We start from the raw sequence: 21478 nt of genomic DNA, 5'->3' as shown, positions 1-21478 counted from the left end.
GAATGAAAATTCTAACGAATGAGTAAGGAATCTAATATGGAGAGTTTGATCCTGGCTCAGGATGAACGCTGGCGGTATGCCTAACACATGCAAGTCGAACGAAGCCTTCGGGCTTAGTGGCGGACGGGTGAGTAACGCGTGAGAATCTGCCTTCAGGACGGGGACAACAGTTGGAAACGACTGCTAATACCCGATATGCCGAGAGGTGAAATCTTTTTTGGCCTGAAGATGAGCTCGCGTCTGATTAGCTAGTTGGTGGTGTAAGGGACCACCAAGGCGACGATCAGTAGCTGGTCTGAGAGGATGAGCAGCCACACTGGGACTGAGACACGGCCCAGACTCCTACGGGAGGCAGCAGTGGGGAATTTTCCGCAATGGGCGAAAGCCTGACGGAGCAATACCGCGTGAGGGAGGAAGGTCTTTGGATTGTAAACCTCTTTTCTCAGGGAAGAATATTGACGGTACCTGAGGAATAAGCACCGGCTAACTCCGTGCCAGCAGCCGCGGTAATACGGAGGGTGCAAGCGTTATCCGGAATTATTGGGCGTAAAGAGTCCGTAGGTGGTCATGCAAGTCTGCTGTCAAAGCCCACAGCTTAACTGTGGATCGGCGGTGGAAACTGTGTGACTTGAGTACGGTAGGGGTAGAGGGAATTCCCAGTGTAGCGGTGAAATGCGTAGATATTGGGAAGAACACCGGTGGCGAAAGCGCTCTACTGGACCGTAACTGACACTGAGGGACGAAAGCTAAGGTAGCGAAAGGGATTAGATACCCCTGTAGTCTTAGCCGTAAACGATGGATACTAGGCGTTGTCTGTATCGACCCGGACAGTGCCGAAGCTAACGCGTTAAGTATCCCGCCTGGGGAGTACGCACGCAAGTGTGAAACTCAAAGGAATTGACGGGGGCCCGCACAAGCGGTGGAGTATGTGGTTTAATTCGATGCAACGCGAAGAACCTTACCAAGATTTGACATCCCGTGAATCTTGCAGAGATGCGAGAGTGCCTTCGGGAGCACGGAGACAGGTGGTGCATGGCTGTCGTCAGCTCGTGTCGTGAGATGTTGGGTTAAGTCCCGCAACGAGCGCAACCCTCGTCCTTAGTTGCCAGCATTAAGTTGGGCACTCTAGGGAGACTGCCGGGGACAACTCGGAGGAAGGTGGGGATGACGTCAAGTCATCATGCCCCTTACATTTTGGGCTACACACGTACTACAATGGTCGGGACAAAGGGCAGCAACCCCGCGAGGGCAAGCGAATCTCATCAAACCCGGCCTCAGTTCAGATTGCAGGCTGCAACTCGCCTGCATGAAGGAGGAATCGCTAGTAATCGCAGGTCAGCATACTGCGGTGAATCCGTTCCCGGGCCTTGTACACACCGCCCGTCACACCATGGAAGCTGGCAACGCCCGAAGTCGTTACTCTAACCGTTCGCGGAGGAGGGCGCCGAAGGCAGTGCTAGTGACTGGGGTGAAGTCGTAACAAGGTAGCCGTACCGGAAGGTGTGGCTGGATCACCTCCTTTTAGGGAGACCTAACCTACTGAAGTTTGAAAGCAATCAGCAAATAGAACGCAGTAAGGTCATCTCGAAGGTCGTGCGAGGGGGAGGAACGGGAGTCACTTTCAAATTTAGGTTCGTGGACATGGGCTATTAGCTCAGGTGGTTAGAGCGCACCCCTGATAAGGGTGAGGTCCCTGGTTCAAGTCCAGGATGGCCCACTTATCAACCGTTGATAATCATCAATTGTTGATACCAATGGGGGTATAGCTCAGTTGGTAGAGCGCCTGCTTTGCAAGCAGGATGTCAGCGGTTCGAGTCCGCTTACCTCCACCAAAACCACGAAATAATGAAACAATCTCAGCATCAACACCACAGTCTAAGAAAAAAGACGAAAGATGTTGTTGAATGCTGAAAGAGATTTCAGCAAAGCACCTTGAAAACTGCACAAAAAAATATTAGATAGTCGAAATAATAGCTAGGTAGGAAAGTACGAAAGTACAAACAATCCAAAAATAGCCAAGAGTCTGACCTCGAAAAAAAGGTCAAGCTACAAAGGGCTAACGGTGGATACCTAGGCACACAGAGGCGATGAAGGACGTGGTTACCGACGATATACTCCGGGGAGCTGGAAGCAAGCATTGAGCCGGAGGTTTCCGAATGGGGCAACCCTAAATACAGCCATCTGAATATATAGGATGGTATGAGCCAACTCAGCGAATTGAAACATCTTAGTAGCTGAAGGAAGAGAAAGAAAAATCGATTCCCTTAGTAGCGGCGAGCGAAGCGGGAAGAGCCTAAACCAACTGCTTAGGCGGTTGGGGTTGTGGGACAGTGATGTGGACTATAGAGGTTAGACGAAGTAGTTGAAAGCTACACCAAAGAAGGTGAAAGTCCTGTAGTCAAAAATCAAAGTAGCCTAACTGTATCCCGAGTAGGCCGGAGCACGTGAAATTCCGGTTGAATCAGCGAGGACCACCTCGTAAGGCTAAATACTACTGTGTGACCGATAGTGTAAAAGTACCGCGAGGGAAAGGTGAAAAGAACCCCGGGAGGGGAGTGAAATAGAACATGAAACCGTTAGCCTACAAGCAATGGGAGGACGATTTAACGTCTGACCGTGTGCCTGTTGAAGAATGAGCCGGCGACTTACAGGCTGTGGCAGGTTAAGGTGAAAAGCCGAAGCCAAAGTGAAAACGAGTCTGAAAAGGGCGTTAGTCACAGTTTGTAGACCCGAACCCGGGTGATCTAACCATGGCCAGGATGAAGCTTGGGTAATACCAAGTGGAGGTCCGAACCGACTTCTGTTGAAAAAGGAGCGGATGAGCTGTGGTTAGGGGTGAAATGCCAATCGAACCCGGAGCTAGCTGGTTCTCCCCGAAATGTGTTTAGGCGCAGCGGTTGGTTTCCTTGCATGGGGGTAAAGCACTGTTTCGCTGCGGGCTGCGAGAGCGGTACCAAAGTGAGACAAACTAAGAATACCATGTAAAATTCAGCCAGTAAGACGGTGGGGGATAAGCTTCATCGTCGAGAGGGAAACAGCCCAGACCGCCAGCTAAGGTCCCAAAATACTTGCTAAGTGATAAAGGAGGTGGGAGTGCATAGACAACCAGGAGGTTTGCCTAGAAGCAGCAATCCTTGAAAGAGTGCGTAATAGCTCACTGGTCAAGCGCTCCTGCGCCGAAAATGAACGGGGCTAAGCAAGTTACCGAAGCTGCGGACTCGAAAGAGTGGTAGGGGAGCGTTCTATATGGTGTGAAGCATTAGCGGTGAGCAGATGTGGACTGTATAGAAGTGAGAATGTCGGCTTAAGTAGCGAAAATATGTGTGAGAATCACATACCCCGAAACCCTAAGGGTTCCTCCGGAAGGCTCGTCCGCGGAGGGTTAGTCGGGACCTAAGGCGAGGCCGAAAGGCGTAGTCGATGGACATGAGGTTAATATTCCTCAACTCCTATGTGGGAGCATAACTATGACGCATGAAAGATAGCTACACCCTGAATGGATTGGGAGGAGACTACGGTCTCCGCGTAGTAAAGGATAGTGCCTAGAAAAGCTAGTTATGTGTTGAAAGCATAAGACCCGTACCCGAAACCGACACAGGTAGGGTGGTAGAGTATACCGAGGGGCGCGAGGTAACTCTCTCTAAGGAACTCGGCAAAATTGCTCCGTAACTTTGGGAGAAGGAGTGCCAGCGAGAGCTGGTCGCAGTGAAGAGGCCCAGGCGACTGTTTACCAAAAACACAGGTCTCTGCAAACTCGTAAGAGGACGTATAGGGGCTGACGCCTGCCCAGTGCCGGAAGGTTAAGGAAGTTGGTTAGCTTAGGCGAAGCTGACGACCGAAGCCCCGGTGAACGGCGGCCGTAACTATAACGGTCCTAAGGTAGCGAAATTCCTTGTCGGGTAAGTTCCGACCCGCACGAAAGGCGTAACGATCTGGGCACTGTCTCGGAGAGAGGCTCGGCGAAATAGGATTGTCTGTGAAGATACGGACTACCTGCACCTGGACAGAAAGACCCTATGAAGCTTTACTGTAGCTTGGTATTGGGTTCGGGCTTTGTTTGCGCAGGATAGGTGGGAGACGTTGAGATTACTCTTGTGGGAGTAATGGAGTCACTGGTGAGATACCACTCTAACAAGGCTAGAATTCTAACTTTAAACCGTGAAGCCGGTGAAAGGACAGTATCAGGTGGGCAGTTTGACTGGGGCGGTCGCCTCCTAAATGATAACGGAGGCGCACAAAGGTTCCCTCAGGCTGGTTGGAAATCAGCCATCGAGTGCAAAAGCAGAAGGGAGCTTGACTGCGAGACCTACAAGTCAAGCAGGGACGAAAGTCGGTTTTAGTGATCCGACGGCGCTGCGTGGAAGGGCCGTCGCTCAACGGATAAAAGTTACTCTAGGGATAACAGGCTGATCTCCCCCAAGAGTTCACATCGACGGGGAGGTTTGGCACCTCGATGTCGGCTCATCGCAACCTGGGGCTGAAGTAGGTCCCAAGGGTTGGGCTGTTCGCCCATTAAAGCGGTACGTGAGCTGGGTTCAGAACGTCGTGAGACAGTTCGGTCCATATCCGGTGCAGGCGTAAGAGCATTGAGAGGAGTCTTCCTTAGTACGAGAGGACCGGGAAGGACGCACCGCTGGTGTACCTGTTATCGTGCCAACGGTAAACGCAGGGTAGCCAAGTGCGGAGCGGATAACCGCTGAAAGCATCTAAGTGGGAAGCCCACCTCAAGATGAGTGCTCTCATGGAGTTAATCCAGTAAGGTCACGGGAAGAACACCCGTTAATAGGCATTAGGTGGAAGTGTGGCAACATATGGAGCCGAGATGTCCTAACAGACCGAGGGCTTGTCCTTAAACAGATGGTTAGACTAAGTATTTCGATGAACTAATAAGTATTTTGTGCAGTCTTGAGGGTGTGAGACCACACCACTGCTTGGTGTTTCTAGCATAGTGGAACCACACTGATTCCATCCCGAACTCAGATGTGAAACGCTATAGCGGCGACGATACCTGTGGGGTAGCCTACCGGGAAAATAGCTCAATGCCAAGCTTCTCTCTTTTATGAAAAACTGAATATCTTATTCTTCAACTTTATATTCTAATCAAAGCTCTCAATCTGAAAATTGAGGGCTTTATTTTATCTTGCTTTCTTTATCCTTTGTTTTGTAGTGAGTGAAGTCCCATTCCGTTGCTTGGGTAGTGTTGTAGAGTATGAAGAGTAAGCCAATAAGTTGATAGGTATTTGAATGAATCGGATTTACTGGGGTTGTATATTCGGATTTTTTAGTGTTTTAGGGCTGGCAAATCAAGCGATCGCCAATGAGATGATGTATCGACCCCTTGGAATTCGCTCTGGTCAAGAGATTAACCAGCGGCTTTCGGATCAGGATATCCCCACGGGGGAAGGGGGGTTTGCTAGGGATTATGTGATTACTCTCCAAGAGGGCGATCAAGTCGCCATTGACTTGCTTTCGGACGATTTTGATACGATTGTGTTGCTGCTGGCGGCGGATGGTTCGACGATTGCGGAAAATGACGATGCCGCCGACGGTTCAACGAATTCATTACTATTTGTGCGCATCAACGAAACGGGACGCTATATTGTGCGGGTACGGGCCTTTGGGGAAACGGGAAATGGTGATTTTTCGCTCAAAGTAACGCGCCTACAGCCTATTCGCGAGTAAAACGATGCTGACGAGACAAGCGACTTCAGTCCATTCCACAGTGGCACCGTAGGTATCGCCTGTATGACCTTGGAATTTATGACCAAACCAAGTGCTGACAGCGATCGCCACTGCCATAAACCAAAGATTACTGAGTATAACACTCAACCATTGGCTAATCGGTAGGAAAAAGTAGCTCAAAAATACGAATAAGAGCATGGGGCAGATACTCCAGCACAAATCTGGATATAACTGGAACTGCTGCTTGTGGAATGCCCCTTTGCCTTCAGCTTTCAGGTAGGGATAAAAGGCGATCGCCACCACCTGAGACCATCGCCCCCAGGCCGGTATCAACACAAAAAAATACCAAGACTCTAATCCTAAACCTTCGAGGGCAGCGACCTTGAGCAACAGGATTAAGATCCCTATCATCACCCCAAATGCACCAGAAACACTATCAGCCATCACCGCTAAACGGCGTTTCGGTTCCGTCACCGCTAAACCATCGGCCGCATCCATTGCCCCATCTAAATGTAAGCCTCCCGTCAAACCCAACCAAAAGGCAACTAAAATCGCACTTCTGAGTAAAGTGGGAACCTTTAAACTCTCTAAACCCCAAAAACTCCCCAGTAATATCCCCCCAATAATCAAGCCCACCCAAGGGCACCAACGGGCAATGCGAATAAAACTAGGCTGTACTCCCTTGGGCAGTGGTAACAGCGTGTAAAAAAGAATGGCCCCCAATAGCGATCGCCAAAGCTGTAGCAAGCCTGATAAAAAACGAACCATAAATTGATTGAGATGCTCAGAATTGGATAGATTGTGGGTTTTCAGATGTCAAAATTCAAACCTTAAGTTAAGATTATGGCGAGGCATTGGAAACCGTTAATAAACATCCTCCGCCATAACACCAAGACAATACTGTAAAACCACAGCCTTTGTCCTTGGGTGCTAGCTTTTGTACAAGTAAAATGACAATCGCATAGGCTCATCCTGATGTGGTGGCGCTCATTTGCTTGCCATGTCTAGGCAGTGTTATGGATGATTTACCTTCAGTCTGTCATATTTTTTTGTTTACCCTTAGTCAATTCCCATGAGTCATCAATGTCATCCCACTTCCTTACCCGCTCCTTGTGTGGTTTCTACCGGTATTCTTGTCAATAAAAGTGACATGAAACGTCTACTCCAAGATCTCGCATGGGTCCGCTATTCCCATTACCTCGATGGCGAAGTGCAAAAACAGGGCGAAGGTTGGATTGTAGAAGTCTTTGATGATGAACAACAGGCTACTTTGGTGGTCAATCAGTCCTTATATCTAAATTTACATAGCTTCGATTACCTTGCCCTGAAACAGGCTGAAACCGATAAGACTTATTTTGAACTCGTGCAGGATAATCGTGTCTTACGGTTGGAAGTAGCAGAAAATCCCCAAGCCAATCCTTTCAATACCAAAGCAGTTCCCGAAAGTACCTTAGAAGAGATGGTGACTCAGGTTTTATCGGCCCGCTGGGATGTCCACATGGATGACGATGAAAATTTCAATTTCTAGGTTCTGTTTCCTGAACTCGGTAGAATAAGCGGTGGCTTTTGCTGCCGTTTTTATTTTTTATTGATCTTCGGAACATCATCTGTGAGCCATTTTCATTTTTCGCTACATAAGGAATGTCGCCATACGAATGCCCGGGTCGGCGTGTTTCATACGCCCCACGGAATTGTGGAAACACCCCGATTTATGCCTGTGGGTACCCTTGCGAATGTGAAAGGCATCACGCCGGATCATTTAGTCCAGGCCCAGGCCCAGATGGTTTTATCAAATACTTACCACCTCCACTTACAACCGGGAGAGGAGATTGTCCAGAAAGCCGGAGGACTGCATCGGTTTATGGCTTGGGAGGGGCCGATCCTCACGGATTCCGGGGGATTCCAGGTTTTTAGTCTCAGTGAAATGCGTAAGATTCGTGAGGAAGGGGTGGTGTTCCGTTCGCCGAAGGATGGACGTTTGATTGATATGACCCCGGAGCGATCAATCCAGATTCAAAATGCCCTGGGTGCTGATGTGATCATGGCCTTTGATGAATGTCCACCAGGAGATGCGGGCCGGGAGGCGGTGGCGGCGGCAACAGCACGAACCTATCGTTGGCTAGAGCGATGTATTGAAGCCCATGAACGGGACGATCAAGCGTTGTTTGGGATTGTCCAGGGGGGCATTTTCTTAGATTTACGCTCCCAAGCGGTGACAGATTTAACGAAATTAGACCTACCGGGCTATGCCATCGGGGGTGTTAGTGTGGGGGAATCGCCGGAAAATATTCGCCAAGTAGTACAGCATACAGCGCCGCTCCTGCCGAAAAACAAGATTCGGTATTTGATGGGGGTGGGCACCTATCGGGAAATGGCCCAGGCGATCGCCGCGGGGATTGATGTGTTTGATTGTGTGATTCCGACGCGGTTGGGGCGCCATGGTGCGGCCCTAGTCAAAGGCGATCGCTGGAATTTAAAAAATGCCCAGTTTAAAGAAGATTTTCGCCCCTTGGATGAAACTTGTCCTTGTTATACCTGCCAGAATTTTACGCGGGCCTATTTGCACCATTTAATCAAAGCGAAAGAAATGTTAGCCTATATGCTACTTTCTTTACATAACGTTACAGAATTGATTCAATTTACCGTGAGAATTCGTGAATCAATCCTTAGCGATCGCTTCGTGGAAGAATTCGGCGAATGGCTAGAACCCGAACCAACTCATGCTAGGATTGACTGCAAACCATAAGAAAAATCAGTTCAACAAGGAAATATATGGAAGCGGCATTATTACTTGCGAAATTACCTGAGGCCTACTCAATTTTCGATCCCCTCGTGGATGTTTTGCCTCTAATTCCTTTGTTCTTCTTGCTGTTGGCATTTGTATGGCAAGCGGCAGTGGGCTTCAAATAAACACCATTTTTGAATTATTTAAAAAAGAAATTGATTAAGCATCCTTGCGGGGATGCTTTTTTGTTTTTTGCGACTAATTTGTAACTAAATGTAACGAGAATTAACCGCGATTCATAATTGCTTTTTGGAAAGCGGGGCGATCGCCTAATCGTTTTAAGTAAGCCTGTAGGGCTGGGTAAGCACTGAGATCCACATCTTGGAACATCAAAGGAATGTAGGCGAGGATTGAACCGACGGCCACATCCGCCACCGTAAATGCTTCTCCTAAGAGAAAAGCCGTGTTTTGCAAAATATCGTTTAGGGGCTGCAAATAACGGGCCATAACTTCATTGCGATTTTCAGCCGGGGTGAGTCCCATAGAAAAAGTCGAGTTGGCAAATAACACCCATTGGTAGGCGATCGCCTTATCTGCCGGGGAAGGGCCGAGGTGACCAAATTTTTCTGCGAGGTAGAGCAAAATGGCACCGGATTCAAACAAAGTAACCTCGTCATCGGTTAGGACGGGCACTTTCCCAAAGGGATTTAAGGCAAGGAAATCCGGTTGTTTATGTTCGCCCGCCTGCATATCGAGAAAGACAAATTCATAGTCAGCACCGAGCTCTTCGAGGTACCAACGCACAATTGAGGCACGGCTACGCGCCCCACCGTAGAGTTTTAGCATAGTGTGAGTTTTTGTTAGGCCAAAAATGTGTCTACAAATTCATTTAGAGAACTTTGTGGGTATGGGCATGTTGCTTCACATTGTCCTCTGTGTTGACGATATTAACCTGATTGAGGACGCGCTTTTTCGCAGTGGAATGGTTGAACTCCTGGTGGAGTGTCCCTAGGGGGATATGGCCCTGGGCTTCGGGGCGGCGTTTGTAGGTGCGGGCGGCGGCGGCGGTGCGTTCTAAAAAGTCATCGGGAATTTGCAGGCGATCGCCTAGGGCTGTGGGTAAGGTGATTTGATCCGCTTGGATAACATCCCCAAGGGGCAGGGCTTGGGCAACCCGATAAGATGTGGGAATTCCTTTTAACAGTGCTTCGAGAGCCGCTGAGGGAATCGGTTCTAGGATAGAAACCGCCTGGGTTTCGCCCTCCTCCCGGACAAAACAACTGGCGACGCCAAAAACACAATAATCGTCACTCGCTAAATGATGGGTCTGAAAAAAATCTTGTAATGTAGGCATAAGAATTTTTACTTACTGAAACTAAATATAAGGATTGAATTTTCCGTTTTGATCCTAACGAGCTTTTGGGGCGTACGAGACAGAAAGAAAGGATTCTTTAATTGCAGCGAATGATCTCTAATACCCAACCCTTACCTCTGACCATATCCAAGCCTGGGCCAGTATTCTAAGGTGAAACACAAAAAAGTAATGTCTTGATGGTAATGAATCTAAAATTAAACTTTTTTTGGGGATTTTGGCTGCTTTATGTGGGTTCTTTACTCCTTGCCCCCAGTCATTTCCCCTTCGGCGGAGAACCTTTGTGGCAACTGCAACCGGCAACTTTGACAGAGGTGAAACAAGAATCGCTTAATTTCTTTTTTGTGCTGCCGATTTTAAATTATTTGGGTTGGCGATCGCCTTTGGCCCCGGTGCTCAATCCTGTAGATGAGGCCCTCTTTAATTTTGCTGTCGCCTGGATGTGGCTTTTTCTGCCAGTAATGGCGAGCGATCGCAAGGGTCAACATCTGCCATACCTCGCCTTCTGGGGTTGTGGGATGTTTCTTACCAATGTTTTTTTGCTGCCCTACATGGCACTCCGGCGAGCCATTGCCCCTCAGCCTTTTTTACCTAAACCATGGTTTACGCGCCTTTTTGCTTGGGTCGGAATCTGCGTCGGCATTATTGCCATTGGTTGGTTTGGTCTAGCTCGTCCTGAATTTGGTCTCCTCGGCGATCGCCTCGATTACTTTCTCTTGCGCCTGGGAGATAGCCGCCTCACCGTCGCCTTCATGGTGGATCTCCTTTGTTTTTGGTTTATCCAAATTTTCCTCATGGGTGATCTCACTGCCAAAGATAGCTTCTGGCAAACCCTACGTTTTGTGCCATTTTTTGGTGTGGCCTGTTGGTTGCTCTTTGACCACCGTTCTCCCTAAAACCTCTTTACTCAGCCTCAATTTGAACGCTCAAGTTGGGGTTGGGACCGCTAATCAATGCTTTTAAAACAAGCTTACGAAAAGTAAGATTATCGCTATCAAGCTGTTATTATCTATGACAGTTGATAGATGATCTATATCACATTTTGAGAGCTCAGTCTAGATACATTAGGTTAAGATATGCCAAGAATTAAAGAGAGATGGAAACCAATTAAAGATTATGAAGGTTTCTATGAAGTCAGTAATTTAGGAAAGGTAAGATCGGTTACTAGGACAGTCATTAAGGCTTACAAATCAGGTAAAAGGACTCCTGTTATCTATCAGAGTAAAGAGCTCTCTCAGGCTACTGATAGGCACGGCTATCAATATGTTATTCTCCATAGAGAGAGGAGAGGAAAGAGGTTTGATGTTCACAGATTGGTAGCTCAGGCTTTTATTGGTGATCCTCCAGACCCTAAAGCGGTGGTACATCATAAAGATGGCTCTAGAGATAACAATAGAGCTAGAAATTTGGAATATGTCTCTCATGCTCAGAATATCGCTCATTCCTTCAAGGGAAAATCGAAGACCATTAAGTATCAAGGATTAGAATTGACCCTCTTAGAATGGTCTAGAAGGATCGCTGGCAACGATTATATTGTGAGGAATAGATTAGCTAGAGGTTGGACTGATGAAGAGGCTGTAGCGGTTCCCTTTGGAATGACTATCACTGAATTCAGAGAACAACAAAAATCACAATAAAGATTAAATTAAAGAATAATTAAATCGTCAGATTAGGAGGAGAGGGAGAAAGGGAGAATTAGGGAGGAAAGATAGGACAAGTAATAGGTAAAACACTAAATCGCTGTATCGCTTACTCCATAAGGATTACAGCGATTTTTATTTTTCGTATACCCCCCAAATTTCAGACAATAAAAAAGTAAATTAAAGAGCAAATTGAAGCGTCAGCTAGGAGGAGGGAGGGAGAGGGAAAAGGAGGGGGGAAGAGAGGAGACAGGTAATAGGTAGTACATAAAAACAGCTACAAGCTATATACAGCAAGGCTTAGAGGGCTGTTAAATTTTTCGTATACCCCCTAATTTCAGCCTCATCAATCAACCCTTCAAAACCCAAAATATCAACCCTGCCTACTTTTTAAAAAGCTGTTATTGTATAGTAGTAGATGAAGGTTAGAAAACACCCTATACCAATTATGAAAACTAGTTTCGTTATCAATTATTTCAGAGTTCCTAAAGCAGTGTTCAATCACATTTACGATGTGCTGCTCAGTGAATTTGATCAAAATACAAAGCAATTCTTCTGTCATATCCTGTACAACACCAATTTACTTACCAATAGAGATGAAGAGGGATGGGTTCCTTTCCCCTATAAGACCATTAAGCAAGAATGGGGTAGAGACTTCCCTGATATTGAAGAATTGATAAATAGCGGGCTTATCGAGGTCAAACAATTTGATATTAATGGTGCTCAGTTTGAATATAGTCAATTTTATAAACGTTGTAGAGAATACAGAGTACCGCTATACATTCTAGAGAACATTAACAGTTATTATCCCTCTGAATTAGAAGGATGGAAGCAGATATATAACCTAATGACAGGTAAGATATCCAAAAAATCCAATAAGACTAAATATTATGATCACAATCGCAATCCTTATCCTCAGCTTATTAAGGACAGCATGAAGACCTTAAGAGATAATGGGGTTTACTTCAACAAAGAACAAATAGACCGCTTCCTAAGCCAATCTAAAGCCGCTGTAGAAGCAGGTGAACTAAACCCTCACCGCTATCAACAGGACTTAAACGCTTATCACAACATATTGCAAGCTGATATTGTGACTACAGAGCATTCTTCAATTTATAAATACACTCCTGTTCACTCTCCTCAATTAACAGGTAGACTGAGTGAACATGGAATAGGATTACAGAGCTGTACTAGAGAGATGAAAGAAGCCGCTTTTACTGGAATACCCAATCTGTATAACTATGATCTCAAGTCCTCTCAAATCTATGGACTGATTCAATGGTTAGAGTATGCTCATATAGATACATCTTGGCTAACCACCTATTTAGAGTCCTCTAAGCCGACTTATGCTGATCAGGTAGGAATTAGTGTAGACACCTGGAAACACTGCCTCATGGCTCTGATAATGGGTGCTAATCTCACATCTACAGTCAAAGATAATGACAACTCCATCAGTAGAGCCTTACTCAATGAGTTCAATGGAGATAAAGATTTAGCCAATAAAGCCGCTGCTGAATTGTTTACTGTCCTCTCTCCCTTAAAGAAAGTCCTCAATCATTGGGTAGATTGGCTGCTAGATACCTACATCCCTATGAACAGTGTCTACCCTAGAGGTTCTCAGATACTCATCAATAAAGCAGCTATGACTCTTACTCTTGATGACTATAAAGATAAGAAAGGATCTTGGACACCTGAACTAAAGAGAAAGCTCCCTGCTTTCCTATTACAAGGCAATGAAGCCGCTTTCATTCATCACCTTACAGTCATATCCTCTAACCATAACTACCAAGTGATTAGCAATCAACACGATGGAGTAGTAACCATAGGAGAGATACCACCTGAAGCTATTGAATACGCTAAGACTCAATCAGGCTTGAAGTATGCTCAATTAGAATTGAAATCCTTTGTATAGGTTATTACCTATCCTAAATCACAAATAAGCCTATATCAGTACAGTCTAACTATTATAAGTGTCACTAATTAAGCTCTCATTCATTGATGAGAGCTTTTTATATATCTAATGGTGATTAAACTCTATAGTTGCATCAATATTACTGATGTTAAGAATGTTTAATTAATCACTGAATAGCTATATGCACACATTTGACAAAGCCTATACCTACTATAGGGTTTGTCAAATATAACTATATAGATATATAAGCAAATTAAATTGTTAAATTTTGTTAAAATCCCCTAAAAAAGCTTGACATTTTTTGATGCCGGAGGCATGAGCTTCTTATAAATTTCTTCATCAATCTATCAACCACATCAAGCAACTTGTCATAATTGATATTGGGAGCTGAAACCTAGACTAGATAAGGGATTGATGATCACCAACTCTATCTAGAAAACGCTCTATATAGGAGTCTCATCAAGTCCCTATCATACCATCTATTCCCACTTCACTAACAAATCATTTAGCTCAATTTAAACAATTGATAAGTGAATTATGAGAGAATTATGATTGATCATCATTTAGTGTTTGAATCTGTCTCAATATATTTTCTTCCATATCGAGTAACATCACATTAAGTTCTAGATTGTTTTTAGATATCTCCAATCTAATTTCATTAAGGTTCTGTCTACTCTCTATAAGAGTTTCTAGTAAGTTTTCTAGCACCTCTGAATCTTTTTCAGCTTTCTTAATCAATCTCTGTAGATAATCATTTAAACCCATAGATCTAGCTGCTAAAACTAACACTCCTAGAGTAAATAGCACTCCTAAAGCGATACCTGAAGATTGAAGCACCACTTGATCAAATATCTTATTAGCTAATACTGGATCTATAGCACCCTGAACTGTTGTGATATGCTCAGGAGTTTCATGATGAAGCGGTGGATTAGTTTCATGAGTCATAGTGATTAAAATTTAATAATGTAGTTACAGACTAAGGAAGGTTGAATATTGTTATGAGAAGCTCCACCACCGTTATTGTTAACGGAGATATTAGCGTTAGCAGTATTGAGAGATATATTTAAGCTGCTTGATTGTAGAGATATCCCTGTAGTAGCAGTTTCAATGAGTTTAGTACCACTACCATTTACATCTAGATAAGATCTACCGGGTTCCACTTCACCAGCTACAGAAGTGTTAGCTCTATTAAGAGCATCAGTTCTATCATCACTAGAGCCGCTAGACCATGAATAGAGTCTATGGTTATGACCTGGATCATTCACTCCATGAGAGTGAGGAGTTTGAGTAATACCATGAGAGTGAGGAGTCTGATTTAATCCATGAGAGTGAGAAGGCATCTCACTAATGGATAGAGTTACTCTTTCTTCTCCTAATACTTGTCCTAGAGTTCTATTAGATAAACCAGCACCCTGACCTGCTCCTATACCCGTTCTACCTCTCTTATCAGGTACAGCAAATAAGCTACCTGATTGACCATGGGTATAACCGATAGCACTAAAGAGAGCTGGATAATTAAGAGGATCATAGAAACTTCCATCAGCCCATAACCAACCATTAGGGAGAGTAGAGCCGTAATATTCCATACCTGAACCTGCTGGAATAACATCTACAGGAGGAATACCAGCAGCGGTTACTCTATCAATGAGCTTATCTCTGAGATCCTCTAGAGTAGTGATATTACCGCTAGAGGTCACAACATAAGCCATAGGGAAAGATTCATTAGCTAAGGAGTTAGCTACCTCTACATTCCCTGAATTATTAACGTAGATAAATAGAGTAGAGTTATCCGTTAAATTGAGAGTACCTGGAGTGAGAGTTACTCTAGAGCCATTACCTAAGAGAACATTTCCACCATTATAGTTAACGGTTAATCCTACGTTTTCTGTTACCTTAAGCCGATCATAGAAATTGTAAAATCTATTTTTTATTTGGTCTGATTCATCTGATAAGTAATCATCTAAGACTTTAGGCCCACGTCCTAATTCATCTTGACCATCAACAATAGGATTACCGATCACATTAACGTCATCAGCAAAGAGAATATCTCCATCATTGAAAACTTTTCTAGCCATAATTATTTATTTATTTATTTTTATTAATTTAAAGCAGTTAATTTATATTATTTAAAGAGGCTTACATAGATGAGCCCAAGCCGCTTTAGAGCCGCCATAACTAAGCCTGTGCATCATATTCCATGAATAATGGAGATTCTCACCCGATGTAGCTTGATAACCAGAGCTAAACCATTCTCCCCAAGGATCATTAACCCAACAACCTTTATCATCAAAGCCTCTTAATACAATGATGTGACCTGATCTAGTGAATCTACCGCTATAGATAACAGGATGACCTGATTGTAGGTGCTCTTTAATAGCTCTCCAGCTAGTAGTAGTGCTGAATCTAGATTTAACTCCCCAATTGTTGAAAGCTTGAGATATTAGACCATGATAATAAATGGATCTATTACCCCATTTATTGACCATATAGCGGGTGATTTCATCCTCTAGTTGTACTTGGTCTTTAGGATTAGGATCTAAGTCATAGAAGGCTATTACCATAGCCATAGAAGTAACATTACAAGTTTGGCTAGGTCTGATTTTATTATCTCTCTGAGAGAAATAAGGAACCTTCAAATTAGGATAAGTATTAATTGGAGAATCTGTCTCAAAGTGAGATTTATAAGCATACCAATTGAATCTACCGTTAATAGGTTCCTTCAATTCAAAGAGATAGTGCTTAGTATCAGCATCATATTTAATCCAATTGATTTCTAGTGATTCTTTCTTAGAGAGAGAATGCACTAAAAAATCCTCCTTAATAGTGGAGGATTGAACAGGTTCATATTTAATTTTAGTATCTCGGATAGCTGTAAGCTTCATAAGAGTTATTGCTTTAAATCCTTCTTCTTTTTACTTTTTAATTCCTGAACTCCTTTCTCATTGAGAGTAGGAGCACCTATTGAGTAACCTATTAAGCTCCATCCCATACCAACTCTCTCAGGAGGCATATTAGAGAAGAATACTATAAATACTCCTATGCCAGATAAAGCCGCTGCTTTAATGAGAGGAGCACCTATAATGAGCATCAATAGGAAATCATATATATCAAAACCAGGATTAGATTTACCTGCTTCAAGTAATTGATCCTGTAAGTCTTTATTGTGTTCTGACATCAGCCTTACTGAGGAAAGTGTTCATATTAAATTCATCTAAGAGTAATTGAGATAACCACTCTCTTTTTATCAGTTCCAATTCACTATAATCAGAGACTACATTTTGATATATCCATTCAAAGGGAGCTTCTATAAGTCTCTCCCAATTGTCAGGTAATATCAGCAGCTCATCTAATTTATTAAAAGCTGGCTTAAGGTAATCCTTTAACACTAATTTAGTTAGAGCTACTATTACAGGCTTCAAGATAGCTTCCATGAAAGCTAACTGCATTAAGAATTTCAAAATATTCATTTATAATTAGGCAATAGTAATTAGAAAGCATTAGGAGTGATTACAATTTGAAGACCATTCTGACCTCCAGCATTGAATGCTTGGTTAGAAGACAAAGAGGCTTCTAACAACACCTTAAAAGTTCTTGCTGTAGAAACAGTCAATAAAAAAGATAAAGTACCTCCAGGTTGGAAAGCAGTATTACTATTACCTGTGCTTGCTCTAACCTCTCCTTGGCAATTCCTTCCAGCAAGATCAGTAACTACAGCCTCAGTATCATCATCATAAAGATAAATATCAACAATAGGGTCTTCATTAGCTAATGGTCTACAAATAAGCTCAATTAAATAATTTCCTGGTTGTAGGGTGAAATTGTCATTCACTGTACTTATAGAAGCATAAGAAACAGACCGAACAATTCCGTCTATAGGATGTCGTCTTAAGCCCGTAAAGCCTAATGAGGCTGAAGAATCAGAATAGATTATTGTTTTGTTTAAAGTCCCTGTGTACTCTAAATCAATAGTAGGAGGTACTGCTGTATCATTGTAAGTTACTGAGATATCTGTATGAGTACCACTGGTTAAAAGACCTGCACTTAAATCTTCAATTTCTTCATCAGTTCTCTTATTAGCTTGTACAAAAGCAGTAGTAGCTAATTGAGTTGTATTAGTCCCTAAAGTAGCTGTAGGTGCTGTTGGTGTACCAGTTAATTCAGGTGAAGCTAAAGGAGCTTTAGGAGCAATAGCATTAGCAACAAAAGCAGTAGTAGCAATCCTCAGAGAACTGTCACCTAGAGAGGCTGTAGTAGCCGTAGGAGTGCCTGTTAATGCTGGTGAGGCTAGAGGTGCTTTAGAGTCTAATTGAGTCTGTATGGAGCTGCTAACGCCATCTAAATAACTGATCTCAGTAGAGCTAACATTACCGATTGAAGTGGTGCTAGGTAAAGTGACTGTACCTGTAAGAGTAGGGCTATTAATATTGGCTTTAGTGTTAACAGTTGATTTAACAGATTCAATCTGATCATATACAGTATCTTGTGAAGCCGCTAAACCTGAACCATTCCAAGAAACATCATAAGGAGTAGCATCACCTAGTAATAGAGATCCATCAGGCTCTGTAGGTAAATTCATCCAATAGATAGTATCTGTAGGTAAAGCACCTGCTGGAGCATCAATAGAAGCGATATAAGCTCTATTCAGATATTTAACAATAGAACCTCTCTTATATTCAGTTTCACTATCCCAATCACCTTCAGGGAATACACCACCTACCTTAGTAGAGAGATTAGGGTCATTAATAATTAATTTAGCTATTCTCAGAGCACCTGTAGCCAACATATCATTAACCATTCCAGTAGGAATGAGATTAACTAGATCTACAGTGGCTAAGTTAGGTATCTGAGTATAGAAATCAAACTCAGGATTATCTTCAAATTCACCTGGAGCTGTTTCTACATAGAATCTCAATCTGTAGCTATTCTGTTCTGTTTCTGATTCAGGAATATCTACGCTAACAGCACCATTTACGATATAAAAAGTGTAAGGCTCTGGAGTAAGAACACTAGGAGGAGTAGTAGTGTTATCTACCATCACTCCAGCTAATTCAACTATTAGATTTCCTGTTAAAGGATTAGACGCTGAATCTTTAATAGTTCCTTGTAATATGGTCATATTGTTTTATTATTATATTTATGTATTAAAGGAGTAATAAAGCTCCTGAGTAAGCTGTGGCTGTAGTATTTGTTGTGTAGAAAATTCTCAGTGCTATCTCATCTAAGCTATAATCTCTAGTACCACTAAAAGAACTATGGCTAAAGTAAATAGAGATTCCAAAATCAGAATTGCCAACTATATCTGAATAACTCCAATCAGTATCCCATCTGTATTCAGTTACTGAATTAGGTAAAACATAAGCCACTTCAGACGTACTGGTATAACTAATGACCTTACTGCTAGTCTCAGTGGTAGTAGTAGGTCTATAAAGATTTAACGTAGCTATGGGGCTACTAGAAGTGCTACTAACAAAAGTTCTTATACTAGCCTGAATACCTAATATTGTTGAACCTGATGGTATATCTGAGGATGTAAAACCAAATCCAGTAAATCTATATTTATCAGAATCTGTATTTTTAGGTAAAGCACTAACTGTAGCATAAGCATTATCATCAATATAAGCATTACTAGGATTAACTAGAGGCTCTCCATTGTTGGCAATCAAAGTGTTAGCTGTAGGGTTTCTCCAGCTTGTAACTAACATTAAAAATTCCTCTTTAAATGTTGTATTTCGGGGATACTATTTACATAATCCTGTAATCTAGGCTCTAACTGAGATTTGATAATTGTCTTATATGGTTCTGGTAAACTGTCACCAAAGAAAAAATACAACTTATTAGCCAAAGTAAAATGAGATGAGGCTGCTTCTAACATAACTAATTGAAGCTCTTCATTTAATTCAGCTTGAATAGAGTTAAACTCTAAACAAGTGCTACATAATCCAGCCCATTTTTGAAAGGTTTTAGCTATCTCACAAAATTCACCAGCAGTCATTAAAGGGTTATCCTGATTCAGGGTAACTATGGCTTCTTCTGCTGGTTTACATTGATGCTCTTCAGGTATTGATTCCTCTAAATTAAGCTGCTCTAGACCGAAATTAATTACATCTAGAGCCTTACTATCTAAATTAAACATTATGAATATCCTTGTCCTATGAGAGTTGCGTAGATTGTAGTACCGCTATCAGGAGAAACTAGATGAATAATATCTCTAGCTAAAGCAGTAGAAGTGATAGTAGGTTCTATACCTCCAGCCCATATCCAACTAGCAGGAAATGCGACAGTTCTACCTCCAGTACCATCTTGAATCAAAAAAACCGTTAACTTAGATAATCCTGAAAAGAAGTTACTTAAGTTCCAAGTAGTAATATTTTGGTTGAGAGTTACTTCAGTAATTTCTGTGGTAGATAAGTTGATAGTTAATGTTCCACTACTAATAGTAGAAGTGGTTACATTTCTAATTACATTTTGTACAAAAGCAGTGGTAGCTATCTGAGTATTATTAGTGGATCTAGAAGCTGTAGTAGCTGTGGGTGTACCAGTAAGAGAAGGTGAACCAGAGAATACTAAAGAACCGCTACCAGTTTCATTAGAAATAACTGAGGCTAATTGTGCTGAAGTGGTAGAAGCAAATTGGCTAAGAGGTTGGGTAGTAAGAGCATTACCAGCAGTGCTAGTAATAGTCACAGCACCACTAGAATTAGTAGCTGTTATGTATGGGCCTACTATGTTGATAGAAGTAGCTGCTGTTGTTAAAGAAACTCCTTCATCTAGAACTTCTAAATCTAATCCACCACCTCCACTAGGAGTAGTCCAAATTAAATCAACACCATCAGACCCTAATACTTGTCCATTAGTACCTAAACCTAATCGAGCTGTAACGTTAGAGGAGTTTCTATAGATAATGTCTCCTCTAGTAGTCATAGGATCAGAGAATCCACTAGGGAGATTAAGTAATTGGCTACCGTCTACAGCAGGCAATCTAGAAGATCCATCTAATTGAACAACATTATTAGCAGCAGTACCAGCATTAAGGGTAGCTGCTGTACCTAAGTTCAGATTAGAGATAGCAGTTTGAACAAAGGCAGTAGTAGAGAGTTGAGTAGTATTAGTACCAGCGGTAGCGGTAGGAGCTGTAGGAGTACCAGTAAGAGAAGGAGAAGCTAAATTAGCTTTACTATTTAATTGAGTCTGTAGAGAGCTTGTAACACCATCTAGATAGCCTAATTCAGTGGAACTAACTAAACCTATAGAGGTAGTAGAAGGTAGTGTGACAGTTCCTGTAAAGGTAGGAGATGCTGAATTAGCTTTAGAGTTTATCTGAGTTTGAATACCGCTGGTTACTCCATCTAAATAACCTAATTCAGTAGAGCTGACATTACCTATAGAAGTAGTAGAAGGGAGAGTAACTGTACCTGTTAAGGTAGGTGAATCAATAGGAGCTTTAGTATTAATAGAGGTCTTAACAGCTTCAACTTCATCATAGACAGTATTCTGAGTAGGGATTAAATCTGAACCATCCCAAGCTAAACCATAAGGAGTTAGATCAGCAGAAGCTCCAGCTCCACCACTAGAAGCTAAAAACATCCAATAATCAGTATCAGTAGGTAATATAGCTGCTGGTACTGCTGTAGAGGCTACATAACTATCACCCTGATAGGTGACAATAGAACCTCTCTTATATTCAGTGGCATTATCCCATTCTCCTAGAGGGAATACACCACCTACCTGATCAGATAGGTTTTGATCTTCTGCTATTAATTGAGCTACCCTTAGTGCTCCTGTATCTAATACATCAGTAACTATTCCTGTAGGAGCTAAATCAGCTAAATTGACTGAAGCAAATTGAGGAACTACAGCATTAAAAGGGAATGGAGCTACAGGTACATTAGATAACTCCAGTACAGGAGGATCTACAGTCTCATTAAGTCTATAAGGAAAGAAGTTAAATTCATAGGAGGTGTTCTTAGATTCACTCTCTTCTAAATCAATATTAACTACTCCATTTACTATATCAAAGGAGAATGGATTAGGAGTGAATAGAACGTTTTCTACAGCATTAACCATAGAGCCAGCTAATGTTACAGTGAGAACCCCATCTAATACATTGCCAGCAGAATCTTTAATTGTTCCGAGTACAGTGGTCATAT

Annotated in this window: 19 protein-coding genes, 2 tRNA genes and 3 rRNA genes; 12 read left to right on the top strand and 12 right to left on the bottom strand. The window is 42.7% G+C overall.

The features are described from left to right. Nucleotides 1–33: 33 nt before the first annotated feature. The 6 genes from AWQ22_RS14220 to AWQ22_RS14195 all read left to right on the top strand — a co-directional run bounded on the left by AWQ22_RS14220 (nt 34) and on the right by AWQ22_RS14195 (nt 5682). Nucleotides 34–1522: ribosomal RNA gene (locus AWQ22_RS14220) — 16S ribosomal RNA — on the top strand. A 121-nt stretch (nt 1523–1643) separates the two neighbouring features. Continuing rightward, nucleotides 1644–1717, top strand: a tRNA-Ile gene (locus AWQ22_RS14215). A gap of 39 nt (nt 1718–1756) precedes the next feature. Next, nucleotides 1757–1832, top strand: a tRNA-Ala gene (locus tag AWQ22_RS14210). A 207-nt stretch (nt 1833–2039) separates the two neighbouring features. Continuing rightward, nucleotides 2040–4851 (top strand): 23S ribosomal RNA (locus AWQ22_RS14205). 79 nt (nt 4852–4930) lie between these two features. After that, nucleotides 4931–5048, top strand: a 5S ribosomal RNA gene (rrf, locus tag AWQ22_RS14200). The 16S, 23S and 5S rRNA genes sit together here with 2 tRNA genes alongside, the layout of an rRNA operon. Before the next feature lie 196 nt (nt 5049–5244). Beyond that, nucleotides 5245–5682 (top strand): PPC domain-containing protein, encoded by a 438-nt coding sequence (locus AWQ22_RS14195; RefSeq protein ID WP_065711524.1) that lies wholly within the window; start codon nt 5245–5247, stop codon nt 5680–5682. On the opposite strand, the gene cobS is transcribed toward AWQ22_RS14195, so the two are convergent. Continuing rightward, on the bottom strand, nt 5662–6450 hold the full coding sequence (gene cobS / locus AWQ22_RS14190) for an adenosylcobinamide-GDP ribazoletransferase (protein ID WP_065711523.1): 789 nt from the start codon (nt 6448–6450) through the stop codon (nt 5662–5664). The genes AWQ22_RS14195 and cobS overlap by 21 nt on opposite strands. Nucleotides 6451–6754: 304 nt before the next feature. Between cobS and AWQ22_RS14185 the strand changes: the two genes are divergently transcribed. The 3 genes from AWQ22_RS14185 to AWQ22_RS16425 all read left to right on the top strand — a co-directional run bounded on the left by AWQ22_RS14185 (nt 6755) and on the right by AWQ22_RS16425 (nt 8592). Continuing rightward, entirely contained in the window at nt 6755–7210 is a 456-nt protein-coding gene (locus AWQ22_RS14185) for a hypothetical protein (RefSeq protein WP_030008237.1), read from the top strand. An 81-nt stretch (nt 7211–7291) separates the two neighbouring features. After that, the gene (tgt, locus tag AWQ22_RS14180; RefSeq protein ID WP_065711522.1) at nt 7292–8428 is read left to right on the top strand and encodes a tRNA guanosine(34) transglycosylase Tgt; all 1137 of its coding nucleotides are present in this window, start codon (nt 7292–7294) and stop codon (nt 8426–8428) included. Nucleotides 8429–8454: 26 nt separating this feature from the next. After that, on the top strand, nt 8455–8592 hold the full coding sequence (locus AWQ22_RS16425) for a photosystem II reaction center protein K (protein WP_012308371.1): 138 nt from the start codon (nt 8455–8457) through the stop codon (nt 8590–8592). A 100-nt stretch (nt 8593–8692) separates the two neighbouring features. On the opposite strand, the gene AWQ22_RS14175 is transcribed toward AWQ22_RS16425, so the two are convergent. Both AWQ22_RS14175 and AWQ22_RS14170 read right to left on the bottom strand, forming a co-directional pair. Next, nucleotides 8693–9253: a glutathione S-transferase family protein gene (locus tag AWQ22_RS14175; RefSeq protein WP_065711521.1), complete on the bottom strand. Its 561-nt coding sequence runs from the start codon at nt 9251–9253 to the stop codon at nt 8693–8695. Between the two features lie 43 nt (nt 9254–9296). After that, nucleotides 9297–9761, bottom strand: a complete 465-nt coding sequence (locus tag AWQ22_RS14170) for a hypothetical protein (RefSeq protein WP_030008234.1) — start codon at nt 9759–9761, stop codon at nt 9297–9299. Between the two features lie 203 nt (nt 9762–9964). Between AWQ22_RS14170 and AWQ22_RS14165 the strand changes: the two genes are divergently transcribed. The 3 genes from AWQ22_RS14165 to AWQ22_RS14155 all read left to right on the top strand — a co-directional run bounded on the left by AWQ22_RS14165 (nt 9965) and on the right by AWQ22_RS14155 (nt 13331). Continuing rightward, nucleotides 9965–10675 carry a hypothetical protein gene (locus AWQ22_RS14165; protein WP_065711520.1) on the top strand — a complete coding sequence of 237 codons (711 nt, stop codon included), beginning with the start codon at nt 9965–9967 and terminating at the stop codon, nt 10673–10675. Nucleotides 10676–10855: 180 nt separating this feature from the next. Then, nucleotides 10856–11416, top strand: coding sequence for an NUMOD4 motif-containing HNH endonuclease (locus tag AWQ22_RS14160; RefSeq protein WP_065711519.1), 561 nt, complete (start codon nt 10856–10858; stop codon nt 11414–11416). Nucleotides 11417–11867: 451 nt separating this feature from the next. Beyond that, nucleotides 11868–13331 carry a hypothetical protein gene (locus tag AWQ22_RS14155; protein ID WP_157094641.1) on the top strand — a complete coding sequence of 488 codons (1464 nt, stop codon included), beginning with the start codon at nt 11868–11870 and terminating at the stop codon, nt 13329–13331. A gap of 546 nt (nt 13332–13877) precedes the next feature. Here the strand turns inward: AWQ22_RS14155 and AWQ22_RS14150 are convergent. The 9 genes from AWQ22_RS14150 to AWQ22_RS16980 are packed head-to-tail and all read right to left on the bottom strand — an operon-like array spanning nt 13878 to nt 21476. Next, complete coding sequence (locus tag AWQ22_RS14150; protein ID WP_065711517.1) at nt 13878–14276, bottom strand: hypothetical protein; 399 nt, start codon at nt 14274–14276, stop codon at nt 13878–13880. A gap of 5 nt (nt 14277–14281) precedes the next feature. After that, entirely contained in the window at nt 14282–15406 is a 1125-nt protein-coding gene (locus tag AWQ22_RS14145) for a tail fiber protein (protein WP_065711516.1), read from the bottom strand. Nucleotides 15407–15457: 51 nt separating this feature from the next. Then, a complete protein-coding gene (locus tag AWQ22_RS14140; protein WP_065711515.1) occupies nt 15458–16213 on the bottom strand; it encodes a C39 family peptidase in 756 nt (251 codons plus the stop codon). Nucleotides 16214–16218: 5 nt separating this feature from the next. After that, complete coding sequence (locus AWQ22_RS14135; RefSeq protein ID WP_065711514.1) at nt 16219–16506, bottom strand: hypothetical protein; 288 nt, start codon at nt 16504–16506, stop codon at nt 16219–16221. Beyond that, complete coding sequence (locus AWQ22_RS14130; RefSeq protein ID WP_065711513.1) at nt 16490–16798, bottom strand: hypothetical protein; 309 nt, start codon at nt 16796–16798, stop codon at nt 16490–16492. Before AWQ22_RS14130 ends, AWQ22_RS14135 begins: the two co-directional genes overlap by 17 nt. A 20-nt stretch (nt 16799–16818) precedes the next feature. Next, nucleotides 16819–18447 (bottom strand): hypothetical protein, encoded by a 1629-nt coding sequence (locus tag AWQ22_RS14125; protein WP_065711512.1) that lies wholly within the window; start codon nt 18445–18447, stop codon nt 16819–16821. A gap of 25 nt (nt 18448–18472) precedes the next feature. Beyond that, the gene (locus tag AWQ22_RS16810) at nt 18473–19033 is read right to left on the bottom strand and encodes a hypothetical protein (RefSeq protein ID WP_157094640.1); all 561 of its coding nucleotides are present in this window, start codon (nt 19031–19033) and stop codon (nt 18473–18475) included. Further along, entirely contained in the window at nt 19033–19464 is a 432-nt protein-coding gene (locus AWQ22_RS14120; protein ID WP_065711511.1) for a hypothetical protein, read from the bottom strand. The genes AWQ22_RS16810 and AWQ22_RS14120 overlap by 1 nt, the downstream gene beginning before the upstream one ends. Next, nucleotides 19464–21476, bottom strand: a complete 2013-nt coding sequence (locus AWQ22_RS16980) for a hypothetical protein (protein ID WP_065711510.1) — start codon at nt 21474–21476, stop codon at nt 19464–19466. Before AWQ22_RS16980 ends, AWQ22_RS14120 begins: the two co-directional genes overlap by 1 nt. Nucleotides 21477–21478: the final 2 nt, after the last annotated feature.

The sequence above is a fragment of the Picosynechococcus sp. PCC 7117 genome (genome assembly GCF_001693275.1).
Lineage (GTDB): Bacteria > Cyanobacteriota > Cyanobacteriia > Cyanobacteriales > MRBY01 > MRBY01.
This window is presented reverse-complemented; position numbering and strand designations above follow the sequence as displayed.